This window comes from Cognatishimia activa (genome assembly GCF_001458335.1).
In the GTDB taxonomy this organism is placed as follows: domain Bacteria; phylum Pseudomonadota; class Alphaproteobacteria; order Rhodobacterales; family Rhodobacteraceae; genus Cognatishimia; species Cognatishimia activa.
Window position 1 is genome coordinate 40,720 of sequence record NZ_CYTO01000003.1, and the last position, 26,197, is coordinate 66,916.

At 53.6% G+C, this 26,197-nt stretch carries 24 protein-coding genes and 1 tRNA gene; 11 read left to right on the forward strand and 14 right to left on the reverse strand.

The window, feature by feature from the left end; all coding sequences use genetic code 11:
* Position 1: 1 nt before the first annotated feature.
* From TA5113_RS00790 to TA5113_RS00810, 5 genes are all read left to right on the forward strand, one after another.
* Positions 2-715, forward strand: a complete 714-nt coding sequence (locus TA5113_RS00790; RefSeq protein ID WP_058313857.1) for an ATP12 family chaperone protein — start codon at positions 2-4, stop codon at positions 713-715.
* Between the two features lie 207 nt (positions 716-922).
* On the forward strand, positions 923-1,939 hold the full coding sequence (locus TA5113_RS00795; protein WP_058313912.1) for an amino acid ABC transporter substrate-binding protein: 1,017 nt from the start codon (positions 923-925) through the stop codon (positions 1,937-1,939).
* Between the two features lie 107 nt (positions 1,940-2,046).
* Positions 2,047-3,297 carry an amino acid ABC transporter permease gene (locus TA5113_RS00800; protein ID WP_058313856.1) on the forward strand — a complete coding sequence of 417 codons (1,251 nt, stop codon included), beginning with the start codon at positions 2,047-2,049 and terminating at the stop codon, positions 3,295-3,297.
* Between the two features lies 1 nt (position 3,298).
* Positions 3,299-4,612, forward strand: a complete 1,314-nt coding sequence (locus TA5113_RS00805) for an amino acid ABC transporter permease (protein WP_058313855.1) — start codon at positions 3,299-3,301, stop codon at positions 4,610-4,612.
* 12 nt (positions 4,613-4,624) lie between these two features.
* On the forward strand, positions 4,625-5,410 hold the full coding sequence (locus TA5113_RS00810; RefSeq protein WP_058313854.1) for an amino acid ABC transporter ATP-binding protein: 786 nt from the start codon (positions 4,625-4,627) through the stop codon (positions 5,408-5,410).
* Positions 5,411-5,463: 53 nt separating this feature from the next.
* On the opposite strand, the gene TA5113_RS00815 is transcribed toward TA5113_RS00810, so the two are convergent.
* The 11 genes from TA5113_RS00815 to rpmH all read right to left on the reverse strand — a co-directional run bounded on the left by TA5113_RS00815 (position 5,464) and on the right by rpmH (position 15,849).
* On the reverse strand, positions 5,464-5,931 hold the full coding sequence (locus TA5113_RS00815; protein WP_058313853.1) for a SixA phosphatase family protein: 468 nt from the start codon (positions 5,929-5,931) through the stop codon (positions 5,464-5,466).
* 646 nt (positions 5,932-6,577) lie between these two features.
* The gene (locus TA5113_RS00825) at positions 6,578-7,372 is read right to left on the reverse strand and encodes a sterol desaturase family protein (RefSeq protein WP_058313851.1); all 795 of its coding nucleotides are present in this window, start codon (positions 7,370-7,372) and stop codon (positions 6,578-6,580) included.
* Between the two features lie 57 nt (positions 7,373-7,429).
* Positions 7,430-8,296 carry an acetylglutamate kinase gene (gene argB / locus TA5113_RS00830; protein WP_058313850.1) on the reverse strand — a complete coding sequence of 289 codons (867 nt, stop codon included), beginning with the start codon at positions 8,294-8,296 and terminating at the stop codon, positions 7,430-7,432.
* Between the two features lie 80 nt (positions 8,297-8,376).
* The gene (gene yihA / locus TA5113_RS00835) at positions 8,377-9,030 is read right to left on the reverse strand and encodes a ribosome biogenesis GTP-binding protein YihA/YsxC (protein ID WP_058313849.1); all 654 of its coding nucleotides are present in this window, start codon (positions 9,028-9,030) and stop codon (positions 8,377-8,379) included.
* Positions 9,030-9,773 carry an MOSC domain-containing protein gene (locus TA5113_RS00840; RefSeq protein ID WP_058313848.1) on the reverse strand — a complete coding sequence of 248 codons (744 nt, stop codon included), beginning with the start codon at positions 9,771-9,773 and terminating at the stop codon, positions 9,030-9,032. Before TA5113_RS00840 ends, yihA begins: the two co-directional genes overlap by 1 nt.
* Positions 9,773-11,587 (reverse strand): membrane protein insertase YidC, encoded by a 1,815-nt coding sequence (gene yidC / locus TA5113_RS00845; protein ID WP_058313847.1) that lies wholly within the window; start codon positions 11,585-11,587, stop codon positions 9,773-9,775. The genes TA5113_RS00840 and yidC overlap by 1 nt, the downstream gene beginning before the upstream one ends.
* Before the next feature lie 231 nt (positions 11,588-11,818).
* Entirely contained in the window at positions 11,819-13,360 is a 1,542-nt protein-coding gene (locus TA5113_RS00850; protein ID WP_220387183.1) for a putative bifunctional diguanylate cyclase/phosphodiesterase, read from the reverse strand.
* Positions 13,361-13,441: 81 nt separating this feature from the next.
* Positions 13,442-14,314 (reverse strand): tRNA 2-thiocytidine(32) synthetase TtcA, encoded by an 873-nt coding sequence (gene ttcA, locus TA5113_RS00855; protein WP_058313845.1) that lies wholly within the window; start codon positions 14,312-14,314, stop codon positions 13,442-13,444.
* A gap of 638 nt (positions 14,315-14,952) precedes the next feature.
* The gene (gene yidD, locus TA5113_RS16590; protein ID WP_082625786.1) at positions 14,953-15,237 is read right to left on the reverse strand and encodes a membrane protein insertion efficiency factor YidD; all 285 of its coding nucleotides are present in this window, start codon (positions 15,235-15,237) and stop codon (positions 14,953-14,955) included.
* Complete coding sequence (rnpA, locus tag TA5113_RS00865) at positions 15,234-15,689, reverse strand: ribonuclease P protein component (protein WP_058313843.1); 456 nt, start codon at positions 15,687-15,689, stop codon at positions 15,234-15,236. Before rnpA ends, yidD begins: the two co-directional genes overlap by 4 nt.
* 25 nt (positions 15,690-15,714) lie before the next feature.
* Positions 15,715-15,849: a 50S ribosomal protein L34 gene (gene rpmH, locus TA5113_RS00870; protein WP_037911188.1), complete on the reverse strand. Its 135-nt coding sequence runs from the start codon at positions 15,847-15,849 to the stop codon at positions 15,715-15,717.
* A 291-nt stretch (positions 15,850-16,140) separates the two neighbouring features.
* Between rpmH and TA5113_RS00875 the strand changes: the two genes are divergently transcribed.
* The 4 genes from TA5113_RS00875 to TA5113_RS00890 all read left to right on the forward strand — a co-directional run bounded on the left by TA5113_RS00875 (position 16,141) and on the right by TA5113_RS00890 (position 19,857).
* Positions 16,141-16,866 (forward strand): TVP38/TMEM64 family protein, encoded by a 726-nt coding sequence (locus tag TA5113_RS00875; protein ID WP_370736426.1) that lies wholly within the window; start codon positions 16,141-16,143, stop codon positions 16,864-16,866.
* 12 nt (positions 16,867-16,878) lie between these two features.
* Positions 16,879-18,297 (forward strand): dihydrolipoyl dehydrogenase family protein, encoded by a 1,419-nt coding sequence (locus TA5113_RS00880; RefSeq protein WP_058313841.1) that lies wholly within the window; start codon positions 16,879-16,881, stop codon positions 18,295-18,297.
* 32 nt (positions 18,298-18,329) lie between these two features.
* Positions 18,330-19,718 (forward strand): sensor histidine kinase, encoded by a 1,389-nt coding sequence (locus TA5113_RS00885; RefSeq protein WP_058313840.1) that lies wholly within the window; start codon positions 18,330-18,332, stop codon positions 19,716-19,718.
* A 62-nt stretch (positions 19,719-19,780) separates the two neighbouring features.
* A tRNA-Arg gene (locus TA5113_RS00890) sits at positions 19,781-19,857 on the forward strand.
* Positions 19,858-20,121: 264 nt separating this feature from the next.
* Here TA5113_RS00890 and TA5113_RS00895 read toward each other — a convergent pair.
* Positions 20,122-21,015, reverse strand: a complete 894-nt coding sequence (locus TA5113_RS00895) for a GlxA family transcriptional regulator (protein WP_165589368.1) — start codon at positions 21,013-21,015, stop codon at positions 20,122-20,124.
* 113 nt (positions 21,016-21,128) lie between these two features.
* Entirely contained in the window at positions 21,129-22,079 is a 951-nt protein-coding gene (locus tag TA5113_RS00900) for a GlxA family transcriptional regulator (protein WP_058316574.1), read from the reverse strand.
* A 99-nt stretch (positions 22,080-22,178) separates the two neighbouring features.
* Here TA5113_RS00900 and TA5113_RS00905 point away from each other — a divergent pair, with 99 nt between their 5' ends.
* The gene (locus TA5113_RS00905) at positions 22,179-23,114 is read left to right on the forward strand and encodes a GlxA family transcriptional regulator (RefSeq protein ID WP_058313837.1); all 936 of its coding nucleotides are present in this window, start codon (positions 22,179-22,181) and stop codon (positions 23,112-23,114) included.
* A gap of 124 nt (positions 23,115-23,238) precedes the next feature.
* The gene (locus TA5113_RS00910; protein ID WP_058313836.1) at positions 23,239-24,582 is read left to right on the forward strand and encodes an NAD(P)/FAD-dependent oxidoreductase; all 1,344 of its coding nucleotides are present in this window, start codon (positions 23,239-23,241) and stop codon (positions 24,580-24,582) included.
* 89 nt (positions 24,583-24,671) lie between these two features.
* On the opposite strand, the gene TA5113_RS00915 is transcribed toward TA5113_RS00910, so the two are convergent.
* Positions 24,672-26,012, reverse strand: coding sequence for an NAD(P)/FAD-dependent oxidoreductase (locus tag TA5113_RS00915; protein ID WP_058313835.1), 1,341 nt, complete (start codon positions 26,010-26,012; stop codon positions 24,672-24,674).
* Positions 26,013-26,197: the final 185 nt, after the last annotated feature.

Sequence of the window (26,197 nt, forward strand, 5' to 3'; positions counted from 1 at the left end):
CATGGCGGGCTGGAACACGAAGAAGAAATTCTGGAAAGACGCCACGGTTTCGGAAACTGAGGCTGGTTTTGCCGTTCTGCTAGATGGCCGTGGGTTGAAAACGCCTGCAAAGACACCGGTTGTGGCGCCGACAAAAGCAATTGCAGACGCCATTGCAGCAGAGTGGGATGCGCAAGTCGACGAAATTGATCCTTTGTCTATGCCTGTCACGCGTTGGGTCAATGCGGCCCTTGATAAGGTGGCTTTGCAGCATGCAGAGGTTGCTGACATGTTGGCGGAATATGGCGGTACAGACTTGCTATGCTACCGAGCCGACAACCCTCAGGAACTGGCGCAGCGTCAGGCAGAGTTGTGGGATCCAATTCTAGATTGGGCTGCCGATACGCTTGATGCGCGGCTGATCCCGGTGCAAGGGGTCATGTTCCAGACTCAGGATGCGAACACGTTAGAGCGTTTGCGCCAGCGCACTCATCGCTTTTCTAATTTTGAGTTGGCGGCTTTTCATGACCTTGTGTCGCTTTCTGGTTCGCTGATTCTCGGGTTTGCAGCAGTGGAAAAATTGAGACCAAATGAAGAGCTTTGGTCCCTGTCTCGTTTGGACGAACGCTGGCAAGAAGAACAATGGGGGCGCGATGACGAAGCCCATGAGCTTGCAGAAATAAAGAAAGCGGCGTTCTTACAAGCACAAAAAAACTTTGAATTATGCCGTGTTTAAAGCTGCTTAGATCAATTTGAGAGCTAAAATTTTGGCAAATTAAATTATTGATCAAATTCGGTGATCAAGCCCTTGACCTTTCTAGATGATTCAAACCAAACTTACCTCACCGATCGGTAAAGTTTCCTATCGGCTACAAAAAATGACCGATTGCTTGTGAGATCGGTGCCTTGCCGCAAAAAAGCGGCAACTCAGGAAGAGGTAAAAATGAAAAAATCCGTAATTTTTGGCGCAGCTGCAATCGCATCTGTGTCTGCTATGGCTGCTGCAGCTGGCACGCTGGATGACGTAAAAGCGCGCGGCAAGATCAACTGTGGTGTGACTGAAGGTACGCTGGGGTTCTCCTCTCGTGACTCTACAGGTCGCCACCAAGGTTTCGACGTTGAGTTCTGCCGCGCACTGGGCGCAGCGATCTTTGACGACGCTGATGCCGTTGAATACGTAGAACTGTCCTCCAAGAACCGCTTCACAGCGCTGTCTGCGGGCCAGGTTGACGTTCTGTATCGTACAACCACATGGACTTTCTCTCGTGACGTTGACCTGAAGACATCCTTCGTCGGTATCAACTACTACGACGGTCAGGGCTTCATGGTTCCAAAAGAACTGGGTGTTGCATCCGCGAAAGAACTGGAAGGCGCGACCGTTTGTATCGAAACCGGTACAACAACCGAGCTGAACCTGGCGGACTTCTTCCGTGCAAACAGCATGGAATACACGCCACTTCCAGTGGGCGGCACAACAGAAGCGAAAGCGCTGTTTGAAGAAGGTGCTTGCGACGTTTACACAACTGACGCATCCGCGTTGGCTGGCGTTCGTGCGTCTTTGAAAGACCCATCCGCATATCTCATTCTGCCAGAAATCGTATCTAAAGAGCCGCTTGGCCCAACAGTACGTCACGGCGACAACGAGTGGGAAGACGTGGTTCGTTGGACACAGAACTCTCTGGTTGCAGCGGAAGAGCTGGGTGTGACATCTGCAAACGTTGCTGAGCTGGCAGCGGGTACAGATAACCCATCCATCAACCGTATGCTGGGTGCCGAAGGCAACCTCTGCGAAATGCTGACACTCGCACCTGATTGCTTCGTGAAAGCAATTGCTGCGACAGGCAACTACGGTGAAATCTTCGAGAAAACCATCGGTGAAAGCACCCCAATCGGTCTGGCACGCGGTCTGAACGCGCTGTGGACTGAAGGCGGCCTGCAGTATTCCCCACCGTTCCGGTAAGTTTATCAATACAAAGGGGCGCTTAATGCGCCCCTTTGCTTATCTACTCGTTTGCAAAGAAACGAGTTCATAAAACGTCCCTCAGAAGGACGTTACGGGGATTATCAATGTCAGATACTGTTGCACCAAAAGAGGCTTTCCGCCTCAGTATGCTGCTATATGACTCCCGCTATCGCGGGATCACGATCCAGGTTTTTGTTCTACTCTTAGTTCTGAGTGCTATCTTCTGGCTCGCCAATAACGCAGTTCAAAACCTCGCCGCATTGGGCAAACCTTTGCGCTTCGATTTCCTAGGCCAAACCGCGAGCTACGATATCTCGCAGCGCCTGATCGAATATAAGTCCACCGATACCCACGGCCGTGCGGTTTTGGTTGGCCTACTTAACACGTTGCTTGTGGCCTTTATGGGCTGTGTCGCTGCCACCATCCTTGGTGTGATCGGCGGCGTTTTGCGTCTGTCCAACAACTGGTTGGTGTCGCGCCTTGTGGCCGCCTATGTGGAAATCTTCCGCAACGTGCCGGTGTTGCTGTGGATTTACGTTTGTATGTTCACCCTAACAGCGATTGCGCCGCAGCCGCGTGAGTTCCGGGGCGACAACGCAAACGCGTCCATGTTGCTGAACGACTCTGTCGCGGTCACAAACCGCGGGATCTACTTCCCAGAGCCGCTTTTCAGTCGTCCACTGGGGGATATCGATATCGGTATCTTCAAGATCAGCATCGAGCTGTTGGTGCTTCTGGGTGTGTTGGTTGCAGGTATCTACGCAGGCCGTTGGAACAACAAACGTGCCAACGCCATTCAGGTGCAAACCGGTGACCGTCCTGCAACTGCCATCGTAAACGCACTTATGATCATCGTGCCAATTCTGGCAGTGCTGATCGCGCTTGGCTTCCACGTGGGCAAACCAGAACTCAAAGGCTTTAACTTCAAAGGCGGCATCAACATGAGCGCCCCTCTGATCGGTCTTTGGTTGGGTCTGACCCTTTACACCACCACCTATATTATCGAAGCGGTGCGCTCCGGTATTCAGGCGGTGAGCAAAGGGCAATCTGAAGCGGCGTTTGCTTTGGGTCTGCGTCCAGGTCGGACCATGAGCCTGGTGATCCTACCGCAAGCGATGCGGGTGATCATTCCGCAGCTTATTTCTCAGTACTTGAACCTCACGAAAAACTCCTCGCTTGCGATTGCGATTGGTTACATGGATTTGGTGTCCACTTTGGGCGGCATCACCTTGAACCAGACCGGTCGTGAGATGGAGTCGATCCTGATGCTGATGGCCATCTACCTCGCGATCTCTCTGACGATCTCGACTGCGATGAACTGGTACAACAACAAAGTAAAGCTGACGGAGCGGTAATATGTCTGATCTATCTTACGTCCGCACCGAAATGCTGGAGCAAAAAGCTCCGCCTGCGTCGAGCGTGGGGCTTGTTGGCTGGCTGCGTGCGAACCTTTTCTCCTCCGTTGGGAATTCAATTCTGACGGTTGTCACCCTGTTCTTTTTGCTGAGCCTTTTGGCCAGCATGATGCCATGGATTTTCCTTGGGATCTGGAACGCTGACTCTCTTAGCCATTGCCGAGAGATCTTTGCCGAGCGTTATGGCGACAGCACTGAATACGCGTGCTGGGCCGTGGTTCGGGACCGTTGGGACCAAATCATCTTTGGGTATTCTTTCGGTAACTTGAACGAAGGACTGTACTGGCGTCCGTTGGTTGGCTTGGCGCTGATCATCCTTGCGCTTCTGCCGATCCTTTATCCAAATGTTCCACGGGTTCTTTATGTGGCGACTGCTGCATCCTTGTTCCTGTATCCTTGGTTGATCTGGGGCGGTTCTATTTGGGGTCCATTGACCATCGCGCTTTGCATTATCGCGGGTGTCTTCATCTATCGTTTTGCGTCTCGCTTCATGATCATGGCTTTTGCCATGCCTGTGGCCATCGTGGGTACGGCTTTGCTGATCTACTTCGCAATGGCACCGGTCGCTGGGGCTTTGGGCAGCGCGGTCCCGATTGAACTGCAATCGGTTCCGTCTCGCGAGATCTCTGGCTTCGTGCTGTCGATCACCATCGGTATCGTGGCGATTGTCGCCTCATTGCCGATTGCGGTGCTTCTTGCGCTGGGGCGTCAGTCTGATCTGTTCATTGTGAACAAGCTCTCGACTGGGTTTATTGAGATCATCCGGGGTGTTCCATTGATCACGCTGATCTTCGTGGCGACGGTTCTGATGAAGTACTTCCTGCCAAGTTCTGTGGATCTGGATCCGGTTCTGGCGGTTATGGTTCTCGTGACGCTCTTTACCGCTGCCTATATCGCGGAAGTTATCCGTGGTGGTCTGGCAGCGTTGCCGAAAGGTCAATACGAGGCGGCGGACGCCTTGGGTCTGACCTATTGGCAAGCGCAGCGTCTGATCATTCTGCCACAAGCGTTGAAGATCTCTATCCCGGGTATCGTGTCCAACTTCATCTCGGTCTTCAAAGACACCACGCTGGTGTCCATTGTGGCCCTGAATGACCCGCTGGGGATCTCAGACTCCATTCGTTCAGACAGTGACTGGAACGGCATCGTATGGGAGCTTTATGGCTTCATCGCGATTGTCTTCTGGCTCTTCTGTTTCTCAATGTCCCGCTATTCCCTGTGGTTGGAGCGTCAGCTTCAAACCGGGCACCGCTAAAGGAGGCTATCAATGACTGATACAGCCACTGAAATCGATCGTTCCAAAATGCAGGTCTCTGATGAGGTCGCGATCCAAATCAACAATATGAACAAGTGGTACGGTACGTTCCACGTGCTGCGCGACATCAACCTGACGGTGAACCGCGGCGAACGGATCGTGATTGCAGGCCCTTCTGGGTCCGGTAAATCCACCATGATCCGCTGCATCAACCGTCTGGAAGAGCACCAGCAGGGTGACATTATCGTGGATGGGACCGAGCTGACCTCGGATCTGAAAAACATCGACAAGATCCGCTCTGAAGTTGGCATGTGTTTCCAGCACTTCAACCTGTTCCCACACCTGACCATTCTGGAAAACTGTACGCTGGCTCCGATCTGGGTGCGCAAGACACCTAAGAAAGAAGCAGAAGAAACAGCGATGCATTTCCTTGAAAAGGTGAAGATTCCGGATCAGGCGAATAAGTATCCAGGCCAGCTCTCTGGTGGTCAGCAGCAGCGTGTGGCAATCGCGCGCTCGCTCTGCATGAAGCCACGGATCATGCTGTTTGACGAACCAACATCTGCGCTTGACCCAGAGATGATCAAAGAGGTTCTGGATACCATGATCGAACTGGCGGAAGAGGGCATGACCATGCTCTGCGTGACCCACGAGATGGGCTTTGCCCGTCAGGTCGCGAACCGCGTGATCTTTATGGACCAAGGCCAGATCGTGGAACAGAACGAACCGGAAGAGTTCTTCAACAACCCACAAAGCGAGCGGACAAAACTGTTCCTCAGCCAGATCTTGGGTCACTAAGCACGACCAAAATGATCAAAGAAAAGTCCCGCTGCCTAGCGGGGCTTTTTCTTTTAAGGAAGCTCGCGCGGGATGGCGAAGCCTTGAACCACTCCGCTGCCATATGCCAGCTGTGACCAATCGTTGATGCCAAAATCCATTACGGTTGTGGCGCAGGTCGGATAATCAAAGAACCGTGCATGGTCCGGACGTGTCTTCACGAGCTCATCGGCAAAAACAGCAATCCCCGGGTTATGCCCGAGCATCAAAACGGTGTCCGCGGTTTCAGCCTTAAGCTCGGCAAACATGGTCTCAGGATCAGCCAGATACAGGCTACGCTCGAACCGAGTTGGTACGTCAAAACCGAGCCCCGCGCAGGTCTCGCGCGTGCGTTTGGCGTCGGAACTGAGGATCGCATCCGGTTCAAAGCCCCTAGCGCGAAGCCAAGCCCCCACTTTAGGTGCGGATTCATAACCGCGTTCGTTCAAGGGTCGGCCATGATCAGGACCAGAGTGGTGCCAGCTTGATTTCGCGTGGCGCATGAGGATCAGTCGTTTGGTCAATTGTTCAAAAATTCTCGCATGTGGAACTCGGACTGTTCCACCAGCCTACCGAAGTTTTGTGAGACTGGGCAGGCTAATCTGACTTTGCATCCAGACAAACACGGTTTGCCCGCTTCCGTGCCCAAATAAGTGCGGCAGGCCTCGACGTCGTAACCTTTAGGTGTCAGCGCATTGATCGGGCACGCTGTTTGGCAGGGCTGTGTCGCGCAGGAGCGGCATGGATTGGGTTGGGGTGGTTCGAACGCAACGCGCTCTTTCAATGCCAATATTCCTCGGAAGCTCGCAAACAAGCCCGACGTCCCATGCACCAAGAGATTGACTGGTGAGGAATGGCAGCCCGCCTGAAAGGCCCATTGAATGAACGGAGGGTAGGGCGGTCCATCCGATGGGAAATAGACCTTTGCCTCATGTTCTTGCGCGATCTGATGTAGGGCACGTTTGGAGAAGCGATCCATTGGATCTGGTGCGCCGTCTAAGTATTCAGGTTGTTGTTTGAAGTGGGGCCAAAAGTGAGGCTCGTCAGGCCCAATGAGCAGCGCTGTCTGGCAACCTTCAAGCCAGGTATCGTCTTCTGGCCGAAATCCACCGACCACCGTCAGACCCTCGGATTTCAACCGCGCCGTTATCATTTTTTTCGAAACGGAAGGGCGAGAAGCCAGCTGAGCTTTGCCGGGCGGTCGTCTTGCCAATGTAGGCCAATTGTCATGTCGTCATGACCCGATGCGGGCTGCGCAAGGTAAGTGCCAAATATGCGATCCCAAATAGACAGGGAGAAGCCATAGTTGCTGTCATGCTCATCGCGATGCACCGAATGGTGCACGCGGTGCATATCCGGAGTTACCAGAACACGGCGCACCACTCGGTCGAGCGGTAGCGGCAGTCGCAGGTTGGAATGGTTAAACATGGCGGTCCCGTTCAGCAGAATCTCGAACAGGATGATCGCCAGAACGCTAGGCCCCAAAAGGTAGACCAGCCCAATTTTCAGAAGCATTGAGAGCGCAATTTCTACTGGATGGAACCGGATCGCCGTGGTGACGTCCATATCGCGATCTGCATGGTGCACACGGTGCAGACGCCAGAGCAAAGGGACCTTGTGCGTGATCACGTGTTGTAGCCAGATGGCGAAGTCAAAGATCAGGATCGCCAGGATCAGCTCAAGCCAAAGCGGCGCTGCTATTTGATTAAATAGGCCCCATCCTTGCGTTGAAGCATCCATCGCCGCGCCCGCGGCCAAGGCTGGTAAGGCAAACGCCATTAAGTGAAGCGTTGCAGAATTGAGGATCGACATGCCCCAGTTTGCGGTCCAGCGCGCAGCTCGAGTCTGTATGCGCTCGCGGCGCGGAAACAAGGTTTCCACGCAGGCTAAGGCCACAAACAGTCCGAAGAAAACCGATAGGCGTATGGCGATTTCGTTTTCCATACACTGACATTAGGCGCGCGCAGCGCCGTGTCAATTTACGGCACCGTCACTTTAGTGTCAGTCTGCGTCGCGGATCAAAGAGCCGGCACCGTGTTCCGTGAAAAGCTCAAGCAAACAAGCGTTTGGCGCACGGCCATCTAAGATCACCACCGCACGCACACCACCTTCGATGGCATTTAGTGCCGTCTCAGTTTTGGGGATCATCCCGCCTGCGATGACGCCTTCGGCAGTGAGGTCGCGGATTTGCTGCGTTTTCAACTCGGTGATCACGTCGCCAGCACCGTCTTTTACGCCAGCGACATCGGTCAGAAGCAACAGGCGATCGGCATTGAGTGAGGCCGCGATTGCGCCCGCAGCGGTGTCGCCATTGACGTTGAAGGTCTCGCCATTCTCACCAGCGCCAAGTGGTGCGATCACCGGAATGGTGCCTTTAGAGAAGAGGTCGTGCAGAACTTCTGGGTTCATATTCGTTGGTGTGCCCACAAAGCCCAGATCTGGATTGGTTTGAGTGCAGACCATCAGGTTCGCGTCCTTACCGGACAGGCCGATCGCTTTACCGCCCTGACGGTTCAGCGCTTGAACGATGCGCTTGTTGACGGTGCCAGACAGGACCATCTCAACCACTTCAACTGTTGCCTGATCGGTGACCCGTTTGCCGTTCACGAACTCGGATTTGATCTCGAGTTTGTCCAGCATTGCGTTGATCATCGGACCACCGCCATGCACCACAACCGGGTTGATGCCCACCATTTGCATCAGCACAACATCACGCGCGAACTCTTCCATCGCTTCGTCACTGCCCATGGCGTGACCGCCCAGTTTGATGACAACAACCGCACCGGTATAGCGCTGCAGATAAGGCAGAGCTTGAGACAGGGTACGGGCGGTGGCGATCCAATCGCGGTTCATGTTTTGCTTCTTCATATGATGGGTCCTCTGGCTGACCCTGTTACTGGGTTTGGCCGCATTTGGCTACGGGCTTTGCGGCTTGAGAGAGGGCGGATTTAATCCAAATTCGCGATCAAAGCGCGCAAGGTCGGTAGACCCCAACCTTTTTCACTGGACGTAACCACTAGCTCGGGAAAGGCTGCAGGGTGTTTGGACAGGGCTTCGCGCACCTGATCCAATGTCTTTTCGCGGTCTTTGTCCTTCACCTTATCAGCTTTTGTCATGACCACTTGGAAGGTGACAGCAGAACTGTCCAGCAGCGACATGATCTCATTGTCGACTGCTTTAACACCGTGACGGCTATCAATCAGCACAAAGGCGCGGCGCAGGCTGACGCGACCCGACAGGTACTGTTTCAGCAGCTTTTGCCACTTTTCAATCACCGGCAGCGGTGCATTGGCAAAACCATAGCCGGGAAGGTCGACCAGATAGTGGCTTTCAGCCAGGGTGAAATAATTGATTTCTTGGGTGCGGCCAGGCGTATTTGATGCGCGCGCCAAACCCTTGCGGCCGGTCAGCGCGTTGATCAGGCTGGATTTACCTACGTTAGAGCGGCCTGCAAAGCAGACTTCGACACGGTCGTCACCGGGCAGACCATTCATGGCCACGACGCCTTTGAGGAAGTCGGCGTTGCTGCCGACAAACATCTTACGTCCCTTTTCAAGGCTGATCTGGTCTGGTTCTTCCACCAGCGGGAATGGGAGTTGCATTAGAGCACCTCTACTTGGTCACCACGGGAGATTTGACCCGCTTTGGTGACATAGGCTTTCACGCCAAAATCCTTGTGGCCGAAATGGTCGCGCAGATGTTTTAGCGTGTCCCAATCGTATTCGCCGGTTTCTGGGTCAACAGTTGTTGCCGAGCAGCGTTCAATGCGTTCACGCACCTCGAACTCGACATCGCCGATCCGGATGGACTTACCAACCCAGTCAAATTCCTGCCACGCAGAGAGAACTTCAACGTGGATGTTGCCGCGCCAGCGATCCATTGACAGTTCTGCATTAAAGGTCTCACCAAGCGACGCATTTGAAGACGCGTTGATGATGCTGATGGAGGGCCAGTCAGAATCTGTCATGCCAACTCCAGGCACCTTTACGATGCCTGTTGATTGGCGTTTTTTCGAAGGCATGATTGGGCGGACCCACTCAACAAACTTTTCTGCATCCCGATCGGGATCAAAGGTAAGATCCCACAGATCTGGGTGCGAGAGAGTCACGGTGCCTTCGGCCTCGTTGAACTTTGCCGTCAAAGCCATGAGGTGTGGAGAGCTGGCACCGCGTGAGAAATTGATACAGCGGGCCCATTCAGAGCCATCTGCTTTGGTTGCCTCATGTGTCACAGCCCAATGCCGGTCCCAAGGCATGCACTTGCCAACCTCGAGCGCAACGCGCTCAAGGGGCTCTCGTCCATGTGCTTTGATGGGATGACGCCAAAGGGCGGTGACAGATGTCATTACTTCTCTTCCGCTTTGGATTTGCGGTTGAAGCTGGCTTTGATGTTGCCAAACACGTCCGGCTTATAGCCGTGGATGCGCATGATCGAATACTGCTGGATGAAAGTGATCGTGTTGTTGGCGATCCAGTAAACAACCAGGCCAGATGCAAACGTGCCCAGCATGAACATGAAAATCCAAGGCATCCAAGCAAAGATCATTTGCTGGGTTGGGTCAGTTGGTGCCGGGTTCAGCTTTTGCTGCAGCCACATGGAGACACCCAACAAGATTGGCAGGATACCAAGTGACAGGAAGGCAAAGAGGCCAAGGTCAGGAGCGGCGTAAGGCAAGGCGCCGAACAGGTTGAGGATCGAGCTTGGGTCCGGAGCGGACAGGTCTGTGATCCAACCAACCCAAGGCGCGTGGCGCAGTTCCAGCGTGACGAAGATCACTTTATAGAGCGAGAAGAAGATTGGGATTTGCAGCAGGATTGGCAAACAACCAGCTGCTGGGTTCACTTTCTCTTTCTTATAAAGCTCCATCATCGCTTGCTGCATTTTCTGGCGGTCGTCGCCCGCTTTTTCCTTCAGCTTCTCCATTTCTGGCTGCAGCTCTTTCATCTTCGCCATGGAGGCGTAAGAGCGGTAAGCCAATGGGAACACGATGATTTTGATGATGACGGTCAGAGCAATAATCGCCCAACCCATGTTGCCGATGATAGAGTTCAGCCAATGCAGCAGGGCAAAGATTGGTTTTGTCAGGAAGAAGAACCAACCCCAGTCGATACTGTCTAGGAAGCCTAGAACACCACCTGCGTTTTGGTACTCACGAATGGCAGCCCATTCTTTCGCACCCGCGAATAGTTGAGTTTCAACTGTGGCAGATTGGCCATTGGACAGGCTTTGGGTCGGCAGCACCGCTTCGGTTTGGTAAATGTCGCGACGCTCATCATATTTAGCGACGGACTTAAATGGGCTTGTCTGATTTGGGATCAGAGTCGCCATCCAATAGTGATCCGTAAAGCCAATCCAACCAGCTTCAGACACCTGAGTGACTTCCGCTTTTGCACCTTCGGAGGCGTTGAAGTCATAGTCTGCGAGGTCGCCATAGCTCGCCTCGGTCAGCTCACCGTCAGACATCGCGATCATGCCTTCATGCAAGATGAAGAAGTTCTTTGTGTCCTGTGGTTCGCCATGGCGGGCCAAAATGCCATATGGCGCCAGCGATACGGTGCCAGCACCGTTATTCAGCACGTTTTGTTTGACAGAGAACATGTAGTTCTCATCCACAGAGATTTCGCGCGTGAATACAAGACCGTTGCCATTGTCCCAAGTCAATGTAACGGGGTTGGTTTCTGTCAAAGTTCCGCCGGATGGCGCTGTCCAAATGGTGTTTGCGCCCGGAACTTGATCAAGCGAAAGGCCTGCACCCGGTGCCCAGCCGTAAAGCGCATAGTAGCTGCCTACGGAACCAGTTGGGTTAAACAAGTGAACGATGTCTGAATCCGCATCCAGCGTTTCGCGGTAATTCTTCAAAGACAGGTCGTCGATCCGTCCGCCTTGCAAGGAAATTGAGCCTTTCAAGCGCGCGGTGTCGATCTTAAGACGCGGCGCATCGGTGTTTTCCGCGGTTTCGGTCACCGCCGCGGTGGACGCGTTGGATGTGCCGGTTGCAGTTGCAACAGGAGCAGCGGTTGGTGCTGTTTCTGTCGTCGTGACGGCATTCGGATCTTCGGTGATGACTGGTTCCGGCGGTGGGAAAAAGTAAAACCATCCGATCAGCACAAAGATGCTAAGCACGGTTGCAAGAATGAGGTTCTTGTTATTGTCGTCCATTGCGCAGGGCCACCTGTCTGTCTTGGCGCATGCTGTGTGGGTAGACCCATGTCGGGATCGCCGCAGCACGCTGGCTTTATCTGTTGTCTCACCGGATCCGTTTCAAGCACGAAAGGCCCCCAAAGGGGCCAGTGTTGGATCTGTTCATGGTGGTTCAACAGAGGTAGAGCCCAAAGGTCAAGCGGATTCCTTGTTTCAAAGGGTCTCAGCCCTCTGAAACCGGTCAAAGAGCTACTGAATCCGTAAGACCTGCGGTGCAACCTGTGATGCAGCATGCTCCCGCATCCAAGGAATCGTTTGATCAAACGGCATTGGACGCGCGATGCCGTAGCCCTGAACATGACCGCAACCCAGCTGCGTCAACATGGCGTGTTCGCCTGCGGTCTCGACACCTTCGGCCAGCGTCTCCATCCCAAGCCGTTCCGCCATTGTGACAATGGCCGCCACCAGTTTCTGCTGCTCAGGGTCTTTGTCGACTTTCATCACAAATGAACGGTCTATCTTCAGTCGAGAGACTGCGAAGCGACGAATGGAGCTGATAGAGGCATGGCCCGTGCCAAAGTCATCAAGGTCAATGTAGCAACCGAGATTTGCCAAGCCATTGACGTTGCGCGCAATGGCGCCGTCAGCTGCATCGGCGATCACCGTTTCCAAGACTTCAATGGCGATCCGATTGGGGGCAAGGTCGAAGCGATCTAGCTCCCAGTGTATTTTCTCGACGAGCATCGGGTTTCTTAACTCTTCGCCAGCAAAGTTGACGCCGACATGCGGCACCGAAAACCCGCTTTTCTCCCAGTTCATTTGCGCATGAAGCGCTTGTTTGAGCATGACATCTGCAAGATCTTCTAATTGACCGGTTTCAGTTAGCGTATCCATAAACTCAAAGGGAGACAGGATCCCACGTTCCGGGTGTTTCCAGCGCGCGAGGGCTTCAAATCCGGTGACGGCACCAGTTTCATTTGAGATTTGAGGTTGATACCAAGCAATAATCTGATCCAACTTCAGCGCTTTAGCGGCTTCTGAAGAAAGCTTGTTTCGACTTCTTTCTTTTTCGTCGAGGTCAGGTGCATAGGCGCGAATGGACCCACCGCTCCGCCGAGCGTCTTCCATCGCCAAGGTTGCGGCCTTAGAGAGGATTTCGAATTTTTTGACTGCGATTTGGTCGCTTCGACAGAACCCAATCGAGGCTGTGACTCGTACGGTTGTCGCGTCAATCGGCAATGCCATCTCGATGGCTGCCTTCAAGCGAGACGCGAGCTGTACGCAAATTTCCAGATCCAAATGGCGCACTGGCGTTAGGATAAACATAAACTCGCCATCCCCGATGCGGGTCAACATATCGTCCTCTCGCAGACCGCGTAAGATACGCGACGCAATTGTGCGCTGGGCTTGTTGACCAGCTGTTTCACCGTATTTGGCTTTGAATTCCGCAAAATTGTCCATCACGACAACAAAACATGCGAGTTCGCGCTGTGTTTCTGCACCGTTTGTAAGCCATTTTTCCCCAACTTCGGAAATGACTTCCGGCGGGCGAAGGCCAGTCAAACTATCCGAGGGTGACCGCTTTCTGTTCCTCACAGTGCTTTTTCGCAAAATGAGGCAGCTGATCCCAAAGGTCACCAACAAAGCGGCAAGAACCAATGGATCATCGCCGATGGCATAGGCGCTTAAGCATAGCGCGCTAAAGCCGAACCAGAGGATTTCCGGTCTTTGTTGCAGCCATTTTAAACGCGCAAGCGCAGCGTCTTGGTCCATCCGAAATGGAAACCGCATCGCGAGACCTTTCATGAGTTCTTTCCGGCACTTAGGGCCGGTCCGTTTCTCAATGAATAGCTCAGGAGATTAAGCTATCGCTTAACGCAGTATCGGAATGTTCTCGTTTTTTTCGTCTAATTTTAGAGAGTCCCGCTCAAGCCCCAAAAAGTCGAATATTTTCGGGTCAAGCATATGGCTTGGACGAATATTCGTCAGCGCGCGGAACATCACTTGGCGGCGACCGGGGCTGTTCTTTTCCCATTGGTCCAGAATTTGTTTGACCTGCTGGCGCTGTAGCCCATCTTGGCTGCCGCAAAGGTCGCAGGGGATGATCGGATAATTCATCGCTTTGGCAAATTTTTCGCAATCCTCTTCAGCCACATGGGCGAGGGGGCGATAAACAAACAGGTCCTTGTCTTCATTCACCAATTTTGGCGGCATTGTCGCAAGGCGCCCACCGTGGAAGAGGTTCATGAAGAAAGTCTCAAGGATATCATCCCGGTGATGACCTAGCACAACTGCCGAACAGCCTTCCTCACGCGCGATACGGTAAAGATTTCCGCGGCGTAGTCGCGAACATAGCGCGCAATATGTGCGGCCTGCAGGGACTTTGTCTTTCACAATAGAGTAGGTGTCTTGATATTCGATGCGATGAGGAACGCCCATTTTTTCGAGAAATGCAGGCAGGACGGTGGCCGGAAAATTTGGTTGGCCTTGGTCGAGGTTGCAGGCAAGCAAGTCAACGGGCAGTAGCCCGCGCCACTTGAGCTCGTAGAGCACTGCAAGAAGTGTATAACTGTCTTTGCCGCCTGACAGACAAACAAGCCACCTCGCATCACGCTCGATCATGCCATATTGTTCGATGGCTTCGCGCGTATGACGAACAATCCGTTTGCGCAGTTTTTTGAAACTGGCAGTGGACGGCGCGCCGTGAAAGAGCGGGTGAATATCGTCGAGATCTTCGTCAAGCATAGGGCCCCTATGCCATGTGGGCCGCCATAGGAAAAGAGGCAAAGCGCCCTTTGGCAATTGCCTCTTTTCTCCATTTTAAACCGGGTTCAGACCTTTTCAGTACCGCCCCGGCGTGATTTTGCGACGATTTCAGGCATGCCGATATCTCGCCTCAAATGATTGCTGAGGTGTGAAACGGAGTCCGGTGGCCGGCCTTTGCCTTTGAAGCAGGTCTTAATGATCGCGACCAAAGCCTGCCGACGTCCAAATCTTGCGACAAGGTATGAGATTTCAAAGTTGAGCTCTTTTTGAGCGCTGTGAGATGCGATGTGAGTCATGGGTTTATCCAGCCGATTGCGGTCTGGTCCTATGTTGGGTTGGATGAAGGGATGATCAGAACGAAACGCCATTCCATAGGAATAGTGAGTTGTTTGTTTTTGATCAGGATACGTTCGAAAGAAGAGGCCTAAGCCCCCGGAGCGGGCATCAATAGAGGCGGTGCAGCCAGCCAGCTCGGATGCGCGTCGGTTTAAATGTACAATATGTCATGACACGCCTCCTTTTTAGATGTTGAACGTGCGCGCAATCTAGCAGGAGTTTGTAACAGAAAAAGTACGGAAATCCTGACCCAACAGCTTTGTTGCCCGGGAGGCACAATTTTAGGAAGAAGAGCTGTCTGAATTGCCCTTGGAGTGTGAGCAGTCGCAAGATTTGTCTGGGACTGGGTCATAGCCTTGGCTGCCCAAAGGATGGCATCGCCCGATCCGTTTAAATGTTAGGAAGAGTCCCTTGATCGGCCCGTGCTTTTGCAATGCTTCAAGAGCATATGCGGAGCAGGTAGGTTGGAAACGACAATTGTGGCCTACCCATGGGCTGAATATCAGCCGATATGCGCGGATCGGCAGGGACAATAAGTAGACCAAGGCCGCGGATAAGAAGCTCATCTTTTTTGCCGATCTCTTTTTGAATGTGACCTTTGGTGGGGCGCGTGTACCTTTTTCAATGCAAAGATCAGGTCGCCTTTAAGATCTTCAAAGGGGCGTTCGGCCGTTGTTTCCGCGCGACCAATCAGAACGTAATCCCAACCGGGTTTGCCGCGGGTTGTCAGGATCGCGCGCGCCACTTCGCGCATACGTCGCTTTGCGTGGTTGCGTGCGACGGCATTGCCAACTTTTTTTGAGCAAGTGAAGCCGACGCGAACCGCATCAGGGTCGTCGGTTTCACCGTCCTTGCGCTTGCGCGCTTGTACCATCATGGATCCCACCCCCTGCTTGCGCGCCCGTGCGGCAAGTAGGAAGTCGGATCGTTTCTTAAGTATCTTCAAACACGACGAAGCCGCCGGAGGGTTGTCCCTTCGGTTGGCAGTGCCATCCAATGGGGCCTCCGGCGGCGTCATGTCTTACTCGCAGTGCAGCTGAGGCTTACGCGCTCAGGGACTTACGGCCTTGCGCGCGGCGTGCGTTAATGATCTTGCGACCCGCTTTTGTTGCCATGCGCGCACGGAAGCCGTGGCGGCGTTTGCGAACCAAGTTCGATGGTTGGTAGGTGCGTTTCATCGCTCCGTCTCCGTACTATTGTTAAACGCTCCGCGACTCACATCGGGTGCGTCATCTATTCGAAGCCCGTCTAATAGGGGGGGGATTGGGATAAGTCAAACGCCCAAACCGGGTTTTGCAACAAAAAGTCGAACCAAACTCCGGCTTATGTTTCAAAATGGTCATAAAACGGGTCAGATGATCACGGAAGCCGTGAAGATCATCAACGGGCCGTGAAGTCTATACCGAAAGATTGCAGTCGTTCGCATCTTGGGGGAAACCAAAGTGGACGAGAGACGAGAAATGACTGATATGACCGAAGCGCCAGAGACTGAACAGAAAAGTGGATTTGCGAAAAACTTGCCTTTGATTGCCATCTTATTGGTGGCTGTGATCGGAGCGTTCACATTGCGCGACTACCTCAGTTTTGAGGCTCTGCGGGACAACCGTGAGGCGCTATTGGGCTTTAGGGATGCCAATTATGGTCTGACGGTCGGTCTCTTTATTTTGGCCTATGTCGTTATTGTCGCCTTCAGCCTACCTGGGGCCGCGATTGCAACACTGACGGGTGGCTTTCTCTTTGCGACTTTCCCTGGGGCTCTCTTTAACGTCACCGCGGCCACCATCGGCGCTATCCTGATCTTCCTTGCCGCGAAATGGGGCTTGGGCGAGCGTTTGGCAGCCAAGATGGAAGGCTCTGATGGGGCCGTTAAAAAAATCAAAGACGGTATTGATGAAAACCAGTGGTCGATGCTGTTCCTGATCCGCCTTGTCCCTGCGGTGCCCTTCTTTGTGGCGAACCTGGTGCCTGCGCTGGTGGGCGTGCCGCTGAGCCGTTTTGCGATTTCGACCTTCATTGGGATCATCCCCGGCAGTGTTGTTTACACCTCCGTTGGCGCTGGGCTGGGTGAGGTTTTTGCCCGCGGCGAGACGCCGAACCTTGGCATCATCTTTGAGCCGCAAATCTTGCTTCCAATCCTCGGGCTATGTGCCTTGGCGGCAATGCCAATCGCCATCAAAGCCATTCGCGGCAAGTAAGGAGATCGCGTGATGAATAAGATCAAAACAGATTTGCTGGTGATTGGTGCAGGCTCTGGCGGATTGTCCGTCGCTGCAGGGGCCGTGCAAATGGGCGCTGACGTGACTCTGCTTGAAGGTCACAAAATGGGCGGTGATTGCCTGAACTTCGGTTGTGTGCCCTCCAAGGCGTTGATCGCATCAGGCAAGGCCGCTTGGGGTCAAAGCCATGCACAAAAATACGGTGTGGCCGATGTGACGCCAAAGGTCGATTATGCTGCCGCAAAAGATCATGTGGCGGATGTCATTGCCGAGATTGAACCCAATGACTCTGTGGAACGCTTTGAAAGCCTCGGCGTGCGTGTCATCACCGAGTATGGCGAGTTCATTTCCCCGACCGAGGTAAAAGCCGGTGACAATGTCATCACCGCACGGCGCATTGTGATTTCGACCGGGTCATCGCCATTGGTCCCGCCGATCCCGGGGCTGGACGCTGTTCCCTTTGAAACCAACGAAACCCTGTTTGAATTGCGCGAACAGCCTGATCATTTGTTGATCATTGGTGGTGGTCCCATTGGTCTTGAGATGGCGCAAGCCCATCGCAGACTGGGGATCAAAGTGACGGTGATTGAAGGTCTGAAAGCGCTGGGCAAAGATGACCCGGAAATGGCTGCGGTTGTCTTGGAGAACCTACGCGGAGAAGGCATCGAGATTGAAGAAGATGCTCTGGCGCAGGAAATCCGTGGCAAAGCTGGTGCGATTGAGGTCGAAACCAAAGACGGGCGTGTCTTCAAGGGTACGCATCTGTTGATGGCCGTCGGGCGCAAACCCAATATCGATAAGCTGAACCTTGAAGCCGCGGGTATCGAGCGCTCACGCACTGGTATCAAAGTTGACGCTGGCATGCGCACCACCAACAAAAAAGTCTATGCCATTGGTGATGTGGCCGGTGGTCTGCAGTTCACCCATGTGGCGGGCTACCACGCAGGACTTATCATTCGGAATGCGGTTCTGGGTCTGCCTGCAAAGGAGCGAACCGACCATATCCCTTGGGCCACCTACACGGACCCCGAGCTGGCGCAAGTCGGCCTGACCGAAGCGCAGGCGCGCGAAAAACATGGGGATAAGCTGGAAGTGGCTCGATTTCACTTCAATCACAATGACCGCGCGATTGCCGAACGTAAAACAGCCGGTCTGATTAAGGTGATGGTCGTTAAGGGCCGCCCAGTAGGTGCCTCTATCGCAGGCTACCAGGCGGGTGAGCTGATCAACCTTTGGGCCTTGGTTATTGCCAACAAACTGAAGATGAGTGCTGTCGCCAATATGGTCGCCCCGTACCCAACCGTGGGCGAGCTGAATAAGCGTGCTGCTGGTGCATATTTCTCGCCAAGGCTGTTTGAAAACCCTACAGTCAAACGCGTTGTCAGATTTGTCCAACGCTGGCTGCCGTAACCGGTGAACGACGTAATGATAGGCGAGGGGCCATGTTAAAGACGCTTTCAGGACGGTTCCTGTTTTTGACCATCATCTTTGTGATGCTGGCAGAAATCCTGATCTTCGTCCCCTCGATAGCCCGTTTTCGAGAGGACTATCTGCTCTCGCGACTCGAACGCGCCCAGATCGCGTCTTTGGCGTTGCTGGCAGACGAGATGATCGACGAAAAGCTTGAAGCAGAGCTCTTGGAAAATGCCGAAGTCTACAATGTCGTGCTGCGTCGGGACGAGATCCGTCAATTGATGCTCTCATCTCCGATGCCAGCGCCCATCGATCAAACCTTTGATCTACGCGACCGCAAGGCGATGACCCTGATCATGGATGCCATGGCGCGACTGTTTAATCCGGAACCCGAAGTCATCCGGGTGATCGGCGCGCCTGTGCGCGAAGCAGGCTTGTTGATCGAAGTCACGATCTGGACCAAAGACCTGCGGTCCGCGATGATCGATTATGGGCTGAACATTCTGCTGCTCTCTGCGGTGATTTCGGTTTTCACGGCAACGCTGCTTTTTGTGGCCGTGCGCACGATCCTCGTGAAACCCATCAAAGGTGTGGTCGGCTATATGCAAAGCTACGCTGCCGCTCCCGAAGATGCGCGGCGGATCATTCAACCAAGTGCAGGCGTTGTGGAGCTCCGCGAAGCGGAAGAAGCTCTGCAGTCTCTTCAGACGGAACTGACGTCTGCGCTGCGCCAGAAAGAACGGCTCGCCCAATTGGGTGGTGCGGTCGCCAAGGTCAGCCATGACCTGCGTAACATCCTCACATCGGCGCAACTGTTCACTGACCGGATTGAAATGTCCGAAGACCCGACCGTGAAGCGCATGGCACCCAAACTGGTGAATTCCATCACCCGCGCGGTCAACCTTTGCGAGGGCACGCTGGCCTATGGCAAGGCCGAGGAACCGGCACCGCGTCTTACTCAAGTGAATCTACCTGAGTTGGTCGAAGATGTTCTTGCGTCCGAGCGACTCGCCGTTGGCGACTTCGATCTGAGTCTTGCCGACAACGTGCCCGGGGGCATGGAAGTCCGCGCCGACGCTGAACAGCTCTATCGCGTCATCTCAAACCTTGTTCGCAATGCGCGGCAGGCGATTATCTCAGCCGGTAAACCGGCAGAGATCATGGTATCTGCTGAGGCGCGTGAGGATGATTGGGTGATCCAAGTCGTGGATACGGGGCCTGGCTTGCCATTGAAGGCAAAAGAGCATTTGTTCCAACCATTTCAAGGCGGTGCGCGAAAAGGAGGGACGGGTTTGGGCCTCGCTATATCAGCGGAGTTGATCCGTGGGCACGGTGGTAAGCTTGAGCTTTTGGGCAGCGATGATGCCGGAACCCGTTTTCAGATTTTGCTTCCGAAGGGTGACTTTGCAGAAATCTGAAAATTTTCAGATTTTGCCCTTGCGCCCTCTGAGCGTTGCCATTAAACCGCCCCTCACACCGCGCTCTGGTAGCTCAGCTGGATAGAGTACTTGACTACGAATCAAGGGGTCGGGGGTTCGAATCCTCCCCAGAGCGCCATTAAAAACAAAGCCTTAGCTGGAAACAGCTAAGGCTTTGTTTGTTTTTAGGTGCATGACGGGTACGGAGTTCGCGCTGACATTCCGCGACGTTCTGCGCTCAGACTCCTAAAAAGCGAATCTGGTCTAGAACTGCATTGCCTATGCACCTTCGACACAGGCCACGTATCTCTATTGCGACGCTTAGGGAGTGCTAGCGATTGCCAATTAGGCAAAGGCAGCATCACACAAAATTCGCAGTTGGTTCGCGTATTTCGCAAACTTCTCAGCTGCTTCGTAGTTTCATTGCGCTGATACCAAAGCGTTCACGAAACTTTTTGCTGAAATTCGTTTTCGACCCAAAACCGCTACAGATGGCGACATCCAAAACGTTGAGATTCGTGCTTAATAGTAAATCGCGTGCGTGCTCCAAACGTAAATTTAGAAAGAAACGTTTGGGCGAAAGTTCGAGGTGCTCTTTGAACAAGCGCTCGAGCTGTCGAACCGATATCTGGGCGACCTGCGCAAAATATTCGGTAGGCGGGGCCTCTTCAATTGTGCGCTCCATTTCAGCGACCGCGATGCGCAGCTTTTCGTTGTCGATTTGTGACAGTATCGGGTGCATGTCGCCGCTCATAGTTTGAAGGCGGTGCTGTGCTGAATAGTTTAGCTCATCAGCCGATTTCCGCGCGATATCGTCGCCCAGAACCTCTTGTATTTCGCAGAGGGCCAGGTCGATCCCTGCCGTTGCTCCCGCCCCTGAAAAGACGCGGGTATCATGATGGAAAGAGCGTCGGCTGAAAGTCATTTCTGGGAATTGTTCGCGCATGGCCTCAAATGCATGCCAATGCACCGACCAAGGGACTTCGCACGTTAAGCAGCCTGACTTTGCTAAAGCCACAACTGCCCCATCTAAGGCACCGAACGAGCTGCCGTGCCGGGCTGCAGAGTGAAGCCATGCCTTCGCTTTCGGGCTCAATTGCTGATCGAGGCCCATGTTGACGACGATATAATCAAGGCCTTGCGGAACGGGCAAGTCAGAGCCCACAGGCATTGTCAAACCGCATGAAGATTCAACCGCGTTTCCATGCTCGGACACGATAGTCCATCGGAAACACTCGTTTTGCATAAAATCGTTGGCGATCTTCAAGCCTTGAATAAATCCGCTGAGGTTCAACAAAGAAAAGTCGGGTCCCAGAAAGATGGTATAATGCCGAAGGCAATTTGTGACCCGGGTTCGGGCGACGGGTGCACGTTGGTCGGAGGACAACGATTGATGGAGCATAATAAACCTTAGCTGCGTGCTTTACGGTAGTCGCGTGGGGACTGCCCGTAGGTGGCTTTGAACTGGGTTGAAAAGTACGATCCGGATCGGAATCCCGTCGCAAGGGCCACATCCAGCATGGATATATTGGAATGTCGCAAGAGCCCGCGCGCCTCCTCAAGGCGGCGCGAGAGGTAGAATTCTGAAAAAGAATGCCCGGTAAATTCCAAGAATTTCCGATCCATTGTGCGTCGGGATGTGCCGATTTCGGTGGCCATTTGTTCCGGCGTGAGAGGCGAAGACAGAGTTTGATCGATTAGAGCTATGGCCTTGTGCATCAATTTCGGCGCCGTGACGGGGAGGCGAAAAATGCCAGCATTCTGAACGTCGTTACTGTTTCGCGCGTGACCAATATGGAGCTGGTTCGCGATAGCTTGCACAAGCCAGCTTTCTTGGTCTTGTTTGAGAATTTCAAGGAATAAGTCGAGTGTCGCCAGTCCGCCACAGGATGTCATGATCTTACCGTCGATCTCAAAGAGCCCGTTGCTGATTTCGATTTCAGGGAACTCTTCGGTGAACGCTGCAAGGCCTTCCCAGTGGATCACTGACCGACGGCCATCCAACAGGCCCGCCCGCGCGAGTAGGGTTGGGGCTAAAGAAACAGCCCCGACGACTCCGCCGGCGTTAAAACGGCGATTCAGTGTCGCGCTTAACCTGCCTGGGTCCCGCACCTTGGTATGCATACCTGCACAAACGAACGTGTAGTCTGGGTCGGTGGCGTTGTGGCCCTTTCGGCAATCGTTCAAAGAAAGGCCATTGGAAGCCATTGGTGCATCGCCAGTTTCATAAAGGACACGCCATAAATACCGATCTTCGCCGAGGATGCGATTGGCGACGCGCAAAGGTTCGATGGCAGTCACAACAGACAGCATTGAAAAGTCATCGATTAAGATAAACTCGAATGTAGAGCGCGCAGACACCTGAAGATTCCAATTTGATTGGCAAGTGATTTACGCTGTACAGGTCGCAGAAGGCATCCTAATATAGACATATGATATTCATTGAGGGACGTTTCTCAAATGGAGACCATTCATTTTCTGCTGACCCCAAATTTCGCCATGATGTCCGCGGCCGCTGCGATAGAGCCGCTGCGAGCGGCAAACTACATTGCGGGACAGTCCCTTTATGACGTGCGCTTTGTCTCTGCGCTTGGCGGTTTTGTTCAGTCCTCATCTGGAGGTGGGTTCGACACGAAACCTATGGCGGATATGACGGGGCCGGTTGAAAACGTTTATGTCGTTGCGGGCGCGAACCCCTTCGTTTTGGAAATAGACGCTGAAGCCGCATTACTCAGGCGATTGGATCGACATGGCGTTCGATTGGGGGGGATTTCCGGTGGGGCTGTCGTATTGGCTCGCGCAGGGCTCTTGGGGTCGCGACGTTTCACAGTTCATTGGGAACACATGGAAGCGATGCGCGAGGAATTCCCAGAACTAATCTTTGAACAGCGCCTTTTTGTTCTGGATCGTGATCGTGCGACCTGCGCCGGTGGCGTTGCTCCTTTGGATATGATGCATGCCCTGATCCGCGCAAAGCACGGCGTGGAACTCGCAACTGAAGTGAGCGATTGGTTTATTCACACCCACGTGCGTATGGCGGAAGAGGATCAAAGGGGTATCGATACAGGCGATGCAATGCTTCATCCCCATGTGGTGACCGCCATTCGCTTGATGGAAGATCACATTGCAGAGCCATTGACGTTGGAACAAATCGCCAAACTTTGTGGGATGAGTGCGCGCCAATTACAGCGTCATTTTCAAATGGATTTGGGTCGTTCCGTGGTTCAGCACTACACGCGGGTAAGGTTGCACAAAGCCGAGGAATTGTTGCGGCAATCGCGGCTTTCGATCACGGAAATTGCGTTCGCGTCAGGATTCGCAAGTCAATCCAATTTCGCCCGGGCATTTCGGCATGCTTACGGGGAATCTCCAAGTGACCGTCGCGCAAATCAATAAATATGTCCAGATTTCGAAAGAAAATGACCTTCGGTCAGCCGAAGCCTCGCAAATGCCCGATTAAACCTTGCGTCAGAATTTAGGGGCCTTCCTTCGGCCCGTTCGAAATTGGAGTTTTGACGCAATGGTGAAATCAGCACCTTATCTTATCATCGGCGCCGGCATTCACGGCCTGTCCACAGCCGTTCACTTAGCACGCAAGCTGAAGGCAGCGGGCAAGGGCTCTGGTGAGGACATTCTGATCATCGACAAAGCGGGCATCGCAGCGGGCGCATCCGGCATCGCCTGTGGCGTTGTACGTAACAACTATTATCAGCCTGCCATGCGCGAGCTGATGGCGCATTCGGTGGGCCACTGGGAAGCGAACGCGAAAGAATTCCAATACAACCCTGTGGGCTATATGCAGATCTCTGCGGAATCCATGCGTGAAGACGTGGGTGAAATCTATGAGCAGCAAAAAGCCATCGGGTACGAGTCCGTGTTCATCGAAGGCGCAGCGGATTCCGACGCCTACATGAAAGGCATCTTTGATGACTGGACAGCACAGGGCATCACCTCTGTTCTGCACGAGAAACGTGGTGGTTTTGCCCATAACGCTCCAGCGATGTATGCACTGGCGACTATGGCCGAAGCAGAAGGGGTGCGCATTCAGACTGGCATCACTGTCACTGGCATGAAGTTTGCAAATGGTGCGACCTCTGCTGTGACGGGCGTTGAAACCGACAAAGGTGACATCAACTGTGATACGCTGGTTGTTGCAACCGGTCCTTGGGTGCGTGATTTCTGGCACATGGCGGAACTGCCATCTGCGATTTCCATCAAAGGCAAAGACGGTGTTGTGCACGAAAACCAGCCAATGTGGAAATTCTGGCAGCTGGAAGAGGGCGTTCTGAACGTCGATCCAGAAAGCTTCAAAACCAACGACGGCAAGCTGCCTCCGGTGATCCACGTGGATACCGATGCACCGCTGCTGTCTGACGTTGATGGGTCTGTGATCACCGAAGACGAGATGTGGGGCATCTACTATAAGCCTGACTTCAACTTCGCTGGCATCCAAGGTGGCGCGATGCCATATGCAATCGACAAGCCTGCGGATGAGGTGGCGATTGACCCATATGGTCCATCTTCCCCTGAATTCGTTTCTTCACCAGAGTTCGCGCATATGTGGGTTTCTGCATTGGCGCATTGTAACTCTCGTTTCAAAGGCACCATGCCGAAGTATCACAAAGAGGCCTCTGGTGGCGTAGGCTGCTTTACCGCAGACAGCTTCCCGATCTTTGATACCTTCCGCGAGAACGTTTACATGATTGCCGACAGTAACCACGGTTACAAAATGATCGGTGTGGGTGAACTGGTGGCGCAAGAGATCATGGGCGAAAAGAGCGCATTGCTTGAACCGTTCCGCTTCTCTCGCTTTGCGGAAGGAAAGCTGCACCCAGTGTCCAATAGCCCATATCCTTGGAGCTAATCGTCTCTTATCAAGAGATTTGAATGAAAAAACCCCTGTCCAGATGTCTGGGCAGGGGTTTTCTTTATCTGCTTCATCGTGGGAGAGATTCAGACTTCGGCCCCCGCTTGCCATTGGGCCAGTTTCAGTCGTGAATTGGCCCCAACGGATAGAAACGGATCTGGCGGCAAACGGTTTGGCATGCCGCTGACATCTTGGATGTAGTCCAATTGTTTGCTGTCTTTTCCGTTGGCCAGATCCGCGAGCAACTGCCCAGCGGTCCAGCCGCGTGTCAGACCAACACCGTTGTAGCAGCTGCTGGCATAAAGCCCGTCGGCAACCTCGCCGAAATAGGTTTGGTGGTTGCCTGAGAGGCTGACCACGCCGCCCCATGTGGCTGTGATCGGTAGATTCTCTAGCTCTGGCCAGCGCGTATCGATGCCCTTTCGGTGGGCCTCTCTAGCAAATCCTAAGTCGTGATCAGTCGCTTTGAATTTGGGTGCTGCCGCATAGTGGTTTCGGATCAGTATGCGGCCTTCGGCGGTCATGCGAAGGGTCGTGCCTGCAGCATCTGCTGGTGTCAGCCCCCAGTTCAGCTTTCCGCGATAGCGTGCGCGCTCGTTCTTGGACAATGGCCGAGTAATTGATGCAAAGGTGATTGTTGGCAGGATACGCCCCTTCAGCGCACCAAACTGCGAGGTGTATGGATCGGTGGCCAATATCACTTTTTTGGCGATCACATCGGTTTCACCCTCGGATGGTTTCAGTGTCAGCGCGTAACCGCCGTTGGCACTGTCAAATTTTATGACCGGGCAGTCGTCCGCCAGAGTGACGTTCGCAGGTAGGTTTACCGCGAGGCCGCGTACCATGTTCATCGGGTCCACCAGCACTGATCCAGGTGTGAAAACCGCTGCATGATAGTGGGAAGTGCCCATGAGCGCATCGCATTGGTCGCGGTCATAGACCTCGTGGTCGACGCCGAGCCAGTCGAGCATTTCAATATATCCGCGCATCATGCCAGTGCCGCGCTTTTTCACTGCACCCTGCAATTTGCCCACATCGGACCAGTCGCAATCGATCCCAAGAGCCTCGGTGTGTTCGCGTAGCCCATCAATCGCAAAGCGATTGAGGTGCATGATCTTATTTAGACGCTCCCGATCGCGGGTCTCTAGGTCAAACTTGTGGGGCAGATCCAGCAAAAAACCTGAGTTGCGGCCAGATGCTCCCCAACCAATGGGGCGTGCATCCACAAGCAAAACACTGTCATCCGGCGCGATCTTCCCTAAGCGAGTTGCCGCAGCAATGCCTGTAATGCCGCCACCTATGACGACCCAATCATAAATGCCTTTTAAGGCGCTGATCTCTCCCAATGGCACCAACAGATCTGCGGAATGCCAGCCGCCGGGTACGTCCAATGGCGGGGTCGTTGGATAGGATGCGGTGTCTGACATGTGAGTCTCCGTTTCGTTGTTGATTGCGTAACAGCAGACGGGTGCCGATTTGCTCTTTGAGAGCCAAAAACCATTCCAAAGGAGACATTTGCATAAATTTACGTCGATCTGAGAATGCCTCGGCATGCAGAAATTGACGCGATGACCCAATTTGAATTCTGTATGGCTGTTTGGGAACACTTTGG